The following is a 12,579-nucleotide window of genomic DNA, read 5'->3' as shown; positions in this document are numbered from 1 at the left end:
TTTACATCGCCGTGAAGCCCACGCCCTCGAACACGGTGGCGGCACGGTCAGTCTGCAGATAGGCCAGGAACTCCCTGGCGGCCTCGGCGTTGGGGGCAGCCTTCAGCACAGCGGCGGGGTAGATGACCTGACCGCACATCTCGGCGGTGGCCTCGTCCACGGGGGTCAGACCGGCGCTGTAAGCGTCGGTGCAGTAGACGACACCGGCGTCCACACTGCCCTCGCTGATCTGGGTGGTGACTTCCTTGACGTTGGAACCGTAGGTGATGACACCGGCAGCAGCCAGAGCCTCTTCGTCGAGGTCATAGTAGGCCAGGACCTTCTGGGTGTACTGGCCCACAGGCACATCGCTGTTGCCCATGCAGAACAGGATGTCCTGAGCCTTCAGGTGCTCGGCCAGAGCATCAAAGCTGTCGATGCCCTTGTCGCTGCCCTCAGGCACACAGAGGACGACCTTGTTTTCCAGCAGGTCCACGCGGGTGGAGGGGTCCACGAAGTCCAGACCGTCGGTGTTTACGTCGGCAGAAGCGGTGATGTCCAGCTGGTTCATCTGCTTCTGACCGGCAGAGAGGAAGAGGTCGCAGTCAGCGCCCTCCTGGATCTGGGTCTTGAGAGTACCGGAGGAATCAAAGTTGAAGCGGAAGGTGACGCCCGGGTTCTCGGCAGAGTAGTCTTGGGCGATGGCGTTCAGGGTCTCGGTCAGTGAGGCAGCGGCGAAGACGATGAGCTCGACGCTCTCGCCAGCAGCCTCGGAAGCAGCTGTGGAAGAGGCAGTGCTGGAAACCGCGCCGCCGCAGGCGGTCAGGGCAGCAGCAGCGCCGACTGCGCCGACCACGGACAGAAAGCTGCGGCGGGAAATGAGATCGGCTTTCATGAATTTTCTCCTTCTATAGTGGTTAAAATTCCCTCATATATGTTCACGTCCCGAAACCGGAGCGGGACAACAATGTTACTTGCGGGCGCACTCGCCGTCCAGACCGGCGGCGATGCGGACGCCGTGCTCGAGGCTGGGCAGGATGTACTCGAGGTTCTCCTTCACGGCTTTCGGACTGCCCGGCAGGTTGACGATGAGCGTCTTGCCGCGCAATACACTGGCGGCGCGGCTCAGCATCCCGCGGGGGGTGATGGAGAGGCTGTGGTACCGCATGGCCTCGGCGATGCCGGGAGCGTTGCGGTCGGCCACGGCATAGGTGGCCTCGGGGGTAATATCCCGGGGCGAGAAGCCGGTGCCGCCAGTGGTCAGGATAAGGTTCACCTGACGGCCATCGGCCAGACGGATGAGCTGTGCTTTCAGCGCCTTGGCCTCGTCGGGCAGGAGCATCGTCTCTTCCACCACATAGCCTGCGGCGGTGAGCATCTCCACGATGAGGGGGCCGCTCTTGTCCTCCCGCTGGCCCCGGCTGCCCTTGTCCGAAAGGGTGATGACCGCAGCGCGCAGCGGCGGATCTTCCAGCGGCGGCAGAAGGGTCACTTCGTCGCCGACATGAATCTCGCCGCCCTTCAGCACCCGGGCAAATACGCCCTCCCGGGGCATGATGCACTCGCCGGTCTGCTGCTTGATGACGCAGTCGTTGTGGCACTCCTTGCCGATCTGGGTCATCTCCAGCACCACGTCGCCGATGGCGAAGCGGCTGGTGACGGGCAGGCTGCGGAAGTCGAAGCCCTCGATGACGAGGTTTTCGCCGAAGGCACCGTAGTCCACCCAGATCTTCTTGCGGAACGCCTCGATTTTTTCGGCGCTGAGCAGGCTCACCTGCCGGTGCCAGTTTCCGCCGTGGGCGTCGCTCACGATGCCCCATTCCGGGGTCAGGACAGCACTTGGCACCTCGGTCTTGACGGTGCCGCGCTTGGGGCTGGTGCAGATCGCCAGAATTTTTCCCATAGTAATTTATCCTCCGATACGGTACATCCCGCGGGTGGCGGGCATGGAATTGTCTCCGAAATGATGTTCCCGGGGTTTCGACCAGATCGTCTCCCGGATGGCCTGTAAAAGCTCCTCGTCGGCTGCGCCGCCCCGCAGCAGGGTGCGCAGGTCGCAGCCCGTCTCGCTGGCAAGGCAGGGGCGCAGAAAGCCCTGACTGGTCAGCCGCACCCGGTTGCAGGAAGCACAGAACTTGCCATGGACCGCCGCGATGAAGCCCACGTCGCCCTTCCAGCCCGGGACGGTGTAGTAGACGGCAGGCCCGTCGCCGAACCCGGCGTTCTGGGCGGCGGGCAGGGGCGAAAACTCCGGCCAGCGGCGGGCAAACCGCTCCCGCAGCTCCGGCCCCGAGATGCAGGGCATGGCCGCGCCGTAGCCGATGGGCATCATCTCGATGAACCGCACCTGTAACGGGCGGCTCTCGGCGAGGGCGGCCAGGTCTTCCAATTCACCCTCGTTCACGCCCACCTGCGGCACACAGTTCAGTTTGACAGGGATGCCGCTGTCCAGTGCGGCGCGGATGCCCTCTATGACGTGCTCGAACTCGTCCCGGGCCGTGATGCTTTGGAACACTTCGGGGCGCAGAGTGTCGAGGCTGATGTTCACGCTGTCAAGGCCAGCCGCCAGCAGGGCGGGCAGCTGCTGCGCCAGCAGGATGCCGTTTGTGGTCATGGTGACTTTGCGGATGCCGGGGATGGATTTCAGGCCCGCCACCAGCTGGTCTACGCCCTTGCGCACCAGCGGCTCTCCGCCGGTGACGCGGACGGTATCGACGCCGCACCGGGCAAACAGGGCCGCCAGACGCAGGAACTCTTCGTAGGTGAGCACGGCTTCCCGTTCCAGCTTTTCCACGCCGTCGGGCATACAGTAGCGGCAGCGCAGGTTGCACAGATCGGTGACGGACAGGCGCAGATAGTGGATATTGCGCTGGGCAGAATCAAACATAGCCGCCCTCCGCCCGGATGTAGTGGCCGCTCTTGCCGCCGGTCTTCTCGACGAGATGGATCTCACCCAGCTCCATGCCCTTATCGACGGCCTTACACATATCGTAGATGGTGAGCAGGGCGGTGGAAACGCCCGTCAGGGCCTCCATCTCCACGCCGGTGACGCCCGCCGTCTTGACGGTGCAGAGCGCCTCCACAGCCTGCCGCTCGGGCAGAAGCCTGAAGTCTACGCTCACTTTCGTCAGCGGCAGCGGATGGCACAGCGGGATGAGCTCGCTGGTGCGCTTGGTGGCCATGATGCCGGCAATGCGGGCCACGCCCAGCACATCGCCTTTCTTCACGGTGCCGCTCTCCACGGCGGCGAATGCCTCGGCGTTCATGGTGATGATGCCGTGGGCGGTGGCCTCCCGGAAGGTGACAGTCTTCTCGCTCACATCCACCATCACGGCGTTGCCGGAGGCATCAAAGTGGGTCAATTTGTTGTCAGTCATAGAATGAAACCTCTCAGCAATGCCCAAATCCGCAGTTGGGCCAGTGGCACTCGGCGCAGCCAAGGCAGAGGCCGCCCTCGCCCAGACGGGCAATATCCTCGGCGGTGATGGCATCGTCGGCCAGCAGACGGGGCAGCAGCAGGTCAAAGATGGTGCGCTTGGCGTACATGACGCAGCCGGGCAGGCCACAGACCGGCACACCGTCCAGATAGCTCACGAGGAACATGGCACCCGGCAGCACCGGTGCGCCGTAGGTGACGATGTCCGCGCCGGTGTTTCTGATGGCCAGCGGGGTGCGGTCGTCGGGGTCCACGCTCATGCCGCCGGTGGTGAAGATCAGCTCACAGCCCGCCTCTTTCGCTTCCAGAATGGCGGCGGTGATGCCCGCCGGGTCGTCGTCGCAGACCTTGTGGAAGGTCATCTCACAGCCGTACTCGGCCAGCTTGCCCACGAGGATAGGCGTGAACTTATCCTCGATGCGGCCCTTGAACACCTCACTGCCGGTGGTGATGACGGCAAACTTCTTGGCCTGCATGGGCAGCACGTTCAGGATAGGCTCACTGCCTGCGGCAGCCTGCATGGCATCCATCTTCTCCTGTTCGATGACCAGAGGGATGATGCGGGTACCGGCCAGTTTCTGGCCCTTTTTCACGGGCAGGTCGCCGTGGATGGTGGCGATCATCATCTGGGGCGTGCGGTTCACGGCCAGCAGGGCTTCGCGGTTGATTTTCAGCAGGCCGTCGCAGTCGGCGATGAGCTCGATTTTTCCCTCTTTCGGCTCGGTGCCGTGGATGTTCTTGCCCGCAGCGGCCTTGTACAGCAGTGCGGCGGCTTCGTCCTCGTGGAGGATGCCGGGCTTTTTCTCCCAGACGTAGAGGTTTTCTTTGCCGATGGAGAGCAGCACGGGGATGTCCTCGGGCTGGATGATATGGCCCTTGCGGAAACGTGCGCCCTTGAACTCGCCGGGAATGATTTGGGTAATGTCGTGGCAGAGCACCTGGCCTGCCGCGTCTTCGGTACGAATCAGTTTCATATCTGTCTCCTCCTTACAGGCCCGGCATCTGGGCAACGAGCCAGTCGGCCAGAGCCTGCGCATCTTCCAATCCAAAATCTGCCCCCGGAATGTCTCCCACCACCGCCAGCGGCTGGAAAGACACCGGTGTGTCCGAAATTTCTTTGCGGACAACTTCGATTTTCGGCCAGCCGCTGTCCTTGAAGCCTTCCAGCAGCACCAGATCATAGCCGTGGCGCTCGAAGAGCGCCAGCAAGTCCTGCTCCGTCAGGCGGAACATTTCGGTCAGCAGATAGCGCTGACCGGAGTAGACCGCCACCCCCTCGGCTCCCGCTTCCCGCAGGCGGTAGCTGTCGGTGCCGGGGACATCGGGAGTGAAATCATGGCCGTCGTGCTTGATAATGCCCACTTTCAGCCCCCGGCTGCGCAGGGCAGGCAGAAGCTTTTCCAGCAGCGTCGTCTTGCCGCTGTTGTGCAGGCCGCTGACGGCCAGCACCGCCGGGCGCTTGAGTTCGATCTCCTGGGCCAGAGCCTCTTTCTGTTCACTGTACAAAACTGAGCACCTCCACTTCTTCGCCCGGAGTCACCGGGCCGCTGCCCGCAGGCAGTTCAACGAGACAGTTGCAGCCGATCATGGCGGAAAGGCTGCCGGACGAGTGGGCTTCGGCGTTGCCCTCGCCGGGGATGGTCACGCTGCCGCCCATGGCCTTTGCCCGCAGATAGCGGTTCCCCTTGCTGGGCTTCGAGAAGCCCGTGGTCAGGGTGCGGGTGGTGCGGGGAAGAAGGCAGCTTTCCTCACAGCGCCCCGCCGCCCGCAAAAGAGCCGGGACGGCATATTGTTCCAGCGTAGCGGCGGCGGCAAAGGGGTTGCCGGAGAGACAGAACACCAGCTTGCCGCCCACTTTCCCGGCCAGCATGGGGCTTCCGGGCTTTTGGGCCACGCCTGCAAAGAGGATGTCCGCATTCAGCTGTTCCAGCACAGCGGGCAGATAGTCTTTCTGCCCCACCGAGACGCCGCCGCTGGTGATGACGGCGTCGCACTCCGCCAGCAGTTCCCGCATCTCACGGGCGATCTCCTCCGGGTCGTCGGAGCAGTGCCGACGTTTTACCGCAAAGCCCAGCTGCCGCAGGCGGGCGGCGTTCTGGACGCCGTTGGCATCGTAAATTTTGCCGGGCGTCCAAGCCTCGCCCGGAGCTAAAAGCTCGCTTCCTGTGGCCAGAACGCCCACGGTCAGCGTCTTGTAAACGGGGACTTCAGCGTATCCCTGCCCGGCCAGCACGCCGAGATGGGCGGGGGAGAGTACCGTACCGGCTTCGGCGATGACAGCACCGGCGGCGATGTCTCCGCCCCGGAATACCACGTTCTGCTGGGGCTTCATGGCGGCATAGAGCTGTACCGTCTCCTCGCCGCTGTCGGTCAGCTCCTGCATCAGCACACAGTCTGCGCCCTCGGGCAGGGGTGCGCCGGTCATGATGCGGGCCGCACAGCCAGCAGGCAGAGGCGAAGCGGGGGCATCTCCGGCGTAGAGCTTCATGGTCACGGGCAGGGTGACGGGTGTTTCACGGCTGGCACCGGCGGCGTCGGCGCTGTGCAGGGCGTAGCCGTCGAAGGGGCTGCGGTCAAAGGGCGGCTGATCCATCCGGGCCGAAAGCGTCCCGGCGGCAATGCGGCCGTCCGCTTCGTCCAGCGGGACGGTCTCCGTCTCCGGCCTCGGCAGAGCCGCAGCGGCATCCAGCACGCGGCGCAGCGCCTCAGAGGGCGCGCAGAAAGGCTGTTTCATAAAAAAATCCTCCAAATGCCCGACCACACCCGGTCTGCTATGGCTCAGGCGGGGCGCAGCGGGGATTCATATAAAAAGACAGGCTAAAAAAGAAGCGGAGACGTCTTGATGGAAAATCAAAACGCCTCCGCAGAATATCCGCACATTCCGGCAAAGGGCAGCTTGCAGACTGCCATGCCGATGGCTGCTCTCCGCTCCCTGCCGCCCTTGCAGTGGCGGCAGAGCATGGAAAGCCCCTGTGAGGATGGGAGGAGTTCTTTTTTTCAAATTGCAGCGTTTCTTCTGCGGGAAGGCGGCGGGGTTTCCCCCTCCACCCTTGAATGCCGGCTTATATAGCCCTTAGCATTGCGGCGCGGTGTCATGCCCGACGGTTTAGACACCTTTGCTCAAAGAAGCTCATATACCCTATTTGATTGTGTGGGATGCTTTAGTCGGTCCACTCGTCCACGTCGCTGATGGCTTTTGCGTAGCGGCGGGTGAGGTGCTGGGTGGAGAAGAGGAACCGCTCGTTCTGGTTGTTGGTCAGCTCCTCGATGTCGGCGTACTCCGGCTTGCCCTGCATGGACTGCCACGTCTGCTCAATGGCTTCCTGTGTCAGATCGTAGGGCGAGCGGCGGAAGTACCGCAGCGGGGTGGCGCTGGGGTAGACGCGGGCGTTGAACCGCACCATCTCGGCCACCATGGCGCAGAGGTCCTTGTCCTCGATGAGCTGCGCGATCATGGCGTAGTTGTCGCTCATGTTGGCGCTGGAGTAGTAGTAGGCATCCTTTGCGCCGGCGCGGGACACGATGTCTGCGCACTGGGGGTCTTCCGGCATCTGGGCCAGAAGTTCATCGGCGTTTTCCACCTCACTCACCAGCAGGGCGTGGGATGTGACCAGCGCCGCCGCCGAGCGGGAGCGGATGTAACCCGCCAGCTCCTGTGCCGGGGTCAGCTTGGGCAGCTCCGGCGCGGTGACGGTGGGCTGGTCGGCGTAGGGGTCGCCCTCTGCCTCCGGTGCAGCGGCCAGAAAATCCAGCAGCTGGGGCTTTTCGGCGGCGTGCGGTGCAGCCGTCTCTTCGAGAGCGGGCTGTGCCTCGGCCTGCTTTGCGGCCAGAGCATCCGTCTCCTTCTGCACAGCGGCAATGACGTCCTCGCCGAGCTTTGCGGCGCTGCCGTCGAACATACTGCCCGTTTCCTTCAGGCGGCGGGCAGTCTCGCTGGCCGCGTCGATGTCAAAGACCTCGGCCTTCGGCTTCTTTTTCGCGGCCATCTCTGCCTTCTGCAGGTCGAGGATGACCTGCTCAGGGTCGGAGGCGGCGTCCACCGTGGTGGTATAACCGGGTTTGCGTCTGCCAAACAGCATGATAGTTCCTCTCGTTTCTGTGAAGTTGTTTTTGTAAGCAGAGTGCATCGAACGGCGAGGATTTTTGCCCGTAGACAAGGCGATTTTCCGCAGCAATCCTGACGGATTGCAAGGAAAAGCAACGCCGTATGCGGGCAAAAAGACCGTTCGGGCGGTGTGCAATGCTTATGAAAACGGCTTCTTAATTACTGGGCTGCGGCCTCGCTGGCAGCAGTCTCTCCGGCGGGAGTCTGGTCGTAGATGCCGCGTGCTTCCAGATCGTCGGCCATGTCGCCGAGGTCGAACTTCTCCAGCGTCTCGCGGGTAGGCACACCGGTGGTCTTGTCCCAGCCGAAGATGTCATAGAACAGGTCTTTTGCCTTCTCCATGTCGGCGCGGTCCAGCTTGGTGGTGCCTTCCTCGAATGCCTTGAAGTCGGGTTCCTTGTCGAAGACCCAGTCGCAGATGGCGTCGTGCTCCTGACGGAGATTTGCGCTGCCGCAGTTCTTCTGGAAGCTGATGGCGGTCATGGCGCGCAGCATCTGGGTGATGCGCTCGCCTGCCTCCTGCAGACCGGCCTGGGTGTAGGTCTCGCCGGTGACGGCGGTCATGAAATCTGCCTGCAGGTCCAGATCGCCGTGGTAGGCCCGCTCCTTGGAGGGAGACTGGGTCATGGGCCACATCCAGTTGCAGAGGGTGGCAGAGTCGTGGAAGTTCTTATCGTTGACGCAGTAGGCGGCCAGCTTTGCCTTGTTCTCGTTGATGGGCGTGTAGGCCTTGGCCTTGTCGTAGCAGCCCTCGCCGAAGAAGTCCTCCATGACCTTTTTGGTCACCTCGTAGGGTGCGCCGGAACCGGTCTCGCAGACGATCTCGTGGATCATGCAGTCTCTATTATACACCAGATTGTACAGCATGCCAACCTGCCATGCCTCTGCGGGGCCGTGGTGGTTGGGGAAGCCGTTGTACATCAGGTTGGAGTTGGTGGCACCGTCGGTGCGGTCCAGCCAGCTCTTGGGCAGGCCGAACTTTTCCATCATGGCCAGCGTACCCTTTGCGATGACGGACAGGTCGCCCTCACCGTAAGCCATGCGGCGGATGAGCTCTACCTCCCAGCGGGGGTCACCGGCCTTTTCCCATGCCCAGGGCAGGGAGTCGTACTCTTCCTCGCTGATGTACTTGGTGGCCTCCTCACGGGGCATCCGCAGGATCCACAGCAGGTCACGGTTCAGGTTGCCGTAGTTGTCCCACAGGCCCATGTCATCGACGGCATGAGACCATGCCAGGTTGATGACCATGGTGCCGTCGCCCTCGTACTTGAAGTCGTGGACGCCGTCCGGGTAGACGCGGGTGCCGTACAGCACGGGCATACAGGTGTTGGAGTTGTGGGTGGGCAGGTCGTAATCGGCCAGCGGGTCCACATCATACTCGGTGTAGCAGCGGATGGGACAGGAGGAGCAGCCGCCGTTCTTCACGGTGTACTCCGCAGCCGGTGCGCCGAAGTCGAAGTAACCCTTGAAGCAGCGCAGCGCGATCTTATTGATGTCGTTGTAGGGCTGCTCGCCGGTATCCACGGGGCCGCCGGGAGCCTTTTTCCACATACGGCCCGGTGCGCCGGACCAGCGGTTCTTGCCGGAGGTGGCGCTGTACTCGGCCCAGCTCTGGGGCTGTGCGGGGACGTTGTGGTTGTTGTTGCCGCCGATGAGGTTGCCCATCATGTAGTTGGACAGCTCCAGCACCTTCTTGGGGTCGGCCACCTTGACGCTGCCGGTGCCGCGGATGGCCAGGCCCTTCAGCTTCTTGTTGCCCATGGCAGCGCCCAGACCGGCGCCGCCGGAGTTGCCAAAGCTGGTGTTCAGGGTGGAGTAGTCCACCAGATTCTCACCGGCAGGGCCGATGGAAGCGGTCTCGAACTCACGGCCGTTCTGCTCCACCATCCACTTGTTGGACGCGAACGTACCCTTGCCCCAGATGTCAGAAGCATCCTCGAGGGAGACTTCGTCGTCCTCGATGCGCAGGTAGACGGGCTTTTCGGAGATGCCGGTGATGACGATGCCGTCCCAGCCCGCATACTTCAGCATGGGGCCGATGTGGCCGCCCATGTGGGCGTCGATGATGGAACTGCCCTTGGACCAGGTGGAGCGGAAGGTGACGTTCATGCGGCCGGAGCAGGGTACGCCGGCACCGGTCAGGGGGCCGACGCCGAAGATGACCTGTGCCTTCTCGTCGTAGGGGTCGAGGTCCATGGGAGCTTCCTCATACATGATGCGGTAGGCCATGCCCATACCGCCGATATACTTATGGTACTTTGCGTCATCCTGCGTGGTGATCTCGCCGGTGGTCAGGTCAACGCGCAGGATCTTGCCTGCCCAGCCATAATATTCAGCCATTGTTGTTCCTCCTTACAGGTCCATGTAGGCAGCCTGTGCTGCGCTGGTGACGGCATCCCAGTCCACGATGGACAGAGCGCCGGACGGGCAGCCTGCCACACAGGCACCGCAGGCGATGCACTTGGACGACTTGCCGGTCTCGGGGTTGACGGTGGGCATATGCCAGGGGCAGGCCTCGTGGCAGGCGCCGCAGCCGATGCACTTGTCGGTGTCCACCACACGGATGCCCTGGGCATTGGTGGTGATGGCCTTCTGGGGGCAGGCGTTGCCGCAGGCGGGGTCCTCGCACTGGCGGCAGGTATCCGGGAAGTAGACAAAGCAGTTGTCGTTGCCGGACAGCAGGCCGTTGCCGGCACCGTCCAGATTCAGACGGCGCTGGATCTTCACGCGGCTGATGTAAGAGGAGCACACACCATCGTTGGTCAGCGTGCAGTTGATCTCGCAGCGCTGGCAGCCGGTACACAGGTCGGCGTTGACCACCAGCAGGCCCTGGGGCAGCGCCCAGGTAGCCACTGCGCCGCTGTCCACCTGCTTCTGCGAGCAGCCGAAGAGGGACAGCATGGATGCGGAGAGGGTGAGCCCTGCAAGGCTCTTGCCCGAGATCTTCATAAATTGACGGCGGGTCATGTCAGCCGTCAGAAAATCAGTTTTTGCCATAGGTTCCATTCCTCCGTTGAGGTCACTCTGCGCGGAGCACCTCAGTTACATAGAAATACGAGTTGTTGACGATGTTGGTGACGGCGGTCGAGGTGATGGTCGCGCCGGAAAGGGCGTCCACCTCGGTCAGGTCTGCGCTGACAGCGCCGGCATTGGTCTGCCCGGTGGTCAGTTCGGCCTGTGCCAGCTGATAAGCGGCCTGCTTTTCTGCGGACCAGTCCGCATAGGGCAGAGCCTGCTCCTCACCGTCCTGCGCACTCTTGCTCAGACCGGCAGCGTAGAGCTTGCGGCGTGCCACAGCCTCGGCGCTGGTATCCATCGGAGGGATCAGCTCGTCGGCCAGAGGCTCGCCGTTCAGTGCCGAGAGGGTCAGACCTGCTGCGTACATCCTGCGGGTGGCCTCGGCCTCGGGAGAGGTGTCGGACACGTTCCACTGCGCGGGGTCAAAATCCTCCGCAGCAGCGGGCTGCTCCTCCGCCGCACCGGCAGCGGCATAGGCGGCACCGGTCAGGGGGTCGGTCACAGTATAGCTTTTGCCTGCCAGCGTAAAGGGAGCTGCGCCCTGATACTGGGACGTGAACTCCGGGTTGACACACTGGCCGCCGAGGCTGTCCGTCTCTGCCTGCGAGAGGATCTCGACAGCGGAAACATTGCCCTCGGCGTCAAGGGTCACGGCAGCCTGCACATCGCTCTGGAAGCCCTTCTGAGAGCCCTCCACGCGATAGCTGCCGTTGTCGAGCTGGTACACTGCGCTGATGCCGTAGGCGGCTGCATCCGCCTCCGACACCTGCAGCAGGGTACCTGCAACCGTGGTGCGCGCGTGCTGCATTGCGATAAGACCTACCGCCATTGCGACTGTCGCAGCGCCCATGGCCGCATAGCCCGGCAGCCGCTTGCGCCACAGCGAAACGGGCGCAAACGGGTTGGTTGCCTGCTTCATGTTATCACCTGCCTGATTTTTGGTTGTCCGGGAAAACTCCCAAACACGAAAATGACCGCTCTGCCTGCTGCAACAAGCGGAGCGGTCTCTTCGTTAATATATTATCACTCAGGCCGGAAGTAAGTCAACGCGAACTGTAAGCGTTCTTTGTTTTGTGATTTTTATTTTGTACGTTCCTTCAAAGTTAAGGGATGTTTCCGGCCGCACACGAATTGCAGGCCGTATTCTGCGGCCAACTCCAGCGACTGGACGGTGGGCATGGTCTTGCTGACCAGTGCCGGAACGCCGGCCCGGATGGCTTTGCGCACCATATCCATCGGTACGCGGCCGCTGGTGTAGAGCACGCATTCGCTGAGGGGGACATCGGCCAGAAGCACGTTGCCCACGGCTTTGTCCAGTGCGTTGTGGCGTCCGATGTCCTCGCAGGCGCAGAGGATGCGGCCCTCGTGCAGCACAAAGCAGCTGTGGACCGCATGGGTGGCCTGATAAAGCGGCAGGCCCGCGCTCATGGCGGCGGCGAGGGCGTCCACCCACTCCGGCTGTACGTCCAGATACGGAACCGTGCGCAGCGGCTGCACTTCCACCGGACTGCCCAGCGCGACATTGTCGGTGCAGCAGCTGGAAACTTCCTGCGCCGCCGCGCGGCGGGCCGTCAGCGGGTGGTTCAGGTAGATATTGACTTTCAAGCCTTCCGCGCAGACGGCAATTTGTTCCACTTCCTCTGCGGAGGCGATCCATCCTTCGGTCAGCAGCCGCCCCAGCGCCAGCTGCGGCAGAAGCTGGGGTGTGCATACCACCCGGAAGGCCGGCTGTTCATTTACATAGATAACTGCGGCGTGTTCTGTTGGAATGGCCGCTTCCGTGCCGTCCGGCATCCGTACGGTTTCAAAGGCGGCTGCTGCGCCGAAGAGGTCGTTTATCTGCATGGGGGGGCCTTTCTCTGTAAAAGCTGCTGTTCAAGTCCTCTTATCCGCTGATAGAAAGTTTCCAAAAGGACTACGGGTAAAAGAAAAACGACAGCCTTTTTGAAAGCTGTCGTTCAAGAGTGCGGATAAGAGGACTTGAACCTCCACCGAGTTGCCCCGATTAGAACCTGAATCTAACGCGTCTGCCAATTCCGCC

The 12,579-nt window shown here is 62.6% G+C and carries 12 protein-coding genes and 1 riboswitch; all 12 genes read right to left on the bottom strand.

The features are described from left to right. Position 1 precedes the first annotated feature (1 nt). The 12 genes from modA to AAAU26_RS10150 all read right to left on the bottom strand — a co-directional run bounded on the left by modA (position 2) and on the right by AAAU26_RS10150 (position 12,383). Complete coding sequence (gene modA, locus AAAU26_RS10205; protein ID WP_227618837.1) at positions 2 to 874, bottom strand: molybdate ABC transporter substrate-binding protein; 873 nt, start codon at positions 872 to 874, stop codon at positions 2 to 4. Between the two features lie 75 nt (positions 875 to 949). Next, positions 950 to 1,882: an MOSC domain-containing protein gene (locus AAAU26_RS10200; protein ID WP_227618836.1), complete on the bottom strand. Its 933-nt coding sequence runs from the start codon at positions 1,880 to 1,882 to the stop codon at positions 950 to 952. Positions 1,883 to 1,888: 6 nt separating this feature from the next. After that, positions 1,889 to 2,866, bottom strand: a complete 978-nt coding sequence (gene moaA / locus AAAU26_RS10195) for a GTP 3',8-cyclase MoaA (RefSeq protein ID WP_227618835.1) — start codon at positions 2,864 to 2,866, stop codon at positions 1,889 to 1,891. Continuing rightward, on the bottom strand, positions 2,859 to 3,356 hold the full coding sequence (gene moaC / locus AAAU26_RS10190; protein WP_015565526.1) for a cyclic pyranopterin monophosphate synthase MoaC: 498 nt from the start codon (positions 3,354 to 3,356) through the stop codon (positions 2,859 to 2,861). The genes moaA and moaC overlap by 8 nt, the downstream gene beginning before the upstream one ends. A 13-nt stretch (positions 3,357 to 3,369) precedes the next feature. Continuing rightward, positions 3,370 to 4,389 (bottom strand): molybdopterin-binding protein, encoded by a 1,020-nt coding sequence (locus AAAU26_RS10185; RefSeq protein WP_227618834.1) that lies wholly within the window; start codon positions 4,387 to 4,389, stop codon positions 3,370 to 3,372. Between the two features lie 13 nt (positions 4,390 to 4,402). Further along, positions 4,403 to 4,921, bottom strand: coding sequence for a molybdopterin-guanine dinucleotide biosynthesis protein B (gene mobB, locus AAAU26_RS10180; RefSeq protein WP_149794438.1), 519 nt, complete (start codon positions 4,919 to 4,921; stop codon positions 4,403 to 4,405). Further along, positions 4,911 to 6,149, bottom strand: a complete 1,239-nt coding sequence (locus tag AAAU26_RS10175) for a molybdopterin molybdotransferase MoeA (protein WP_227618833.1) — start codon at positions 6,147 to 6,149, stop codon at positions 4,911 to 4,913. Before AAAU26_RS10175 ends, mobB begins: the two co-directional genes overlap by 11 nt. 252 nt (positions 6,150 to 6,401) lie before the next feature. After that, a riboswitch (molybdenum cofactor riboswitch) is annotated at positions 6,402 to 6,543 on the bottom strand. 33 nt (positions 6,544 to 6,576) lie between these two features. Then, a complete protein-coding gene (locus tag AAAU26_RS10170) occupies positions 6,577 to 7,494 on the bottom strand; it encodes a hypothetical protein (protein WP_227618832.1) in 918 nt (305 codons plus the stop codon). Between the two features lie 185 nt (positions 7,495 to 7,679). Further along, positions 7,680 to 9,860, bottom strand: coding sequence for an aldehyde ferredoxin oxidoreductase N-terminal domain-containing protein (locus AAAU26_RS10165; RefSeq protein WP_227618831.1), 2,181 nt, complete (start codon positions 9,858 to 9,860; stop codon positions 7,680 to 7,682). Between the two features lie 12 nt (positions 9,861 to 9,872). Continuing rightward, a complete protein-coding gene (locus AAAU26_RS10160) occupies positions 9,873 to 10,517 on the bottom strand; it encodes a ferredoxin-like protein (protein WP_223386211.1) in 645 nt (214 codons plus the stop codon). Between the two features lie 22 nt (positions 10,518 to 10,539). Continuing rightward, a complete protein-coding gene (locus AAAU26_RS10155) occupies positions 10,540 to 11,457 on the bottom strand; it encodes an FMN-binding protein (protein WP_227618830.1) in 918 nt (305 codons plus the stop codon). Between the two features lie 161 nt (positions 11,458 to 11,618). Further along, positions 11,619 to 12,383 carry a formate dehydrogenase accessory sulfurtransferase FdhD gene (locus AAAU26_RS10150; protein WP_227618829.1) on the bottom strand — a complete coding sequence of 255 codons (765 nt, stop codon included), beginning with the start codon at positions 12,381 to 12,383 and terminating at the stop codon, positions 11,619 to 11,621. Positions 12,384 to 12,579: the final 196 nt, after the last annotated feature.

The organism is Faecalibacterium longum, from assembly GCF_040094125.1.
In the GTDB taxonomy this organism is placed as follows: Bacteria; Bacillota; Clostridia; order Oscillospirales; family Ruminococcaceae; genus Faecalibacterium; species Faecalibacterium longum.
This window is presented reverse-complemented; position numbering and strand designations above follow the sequence as displayed.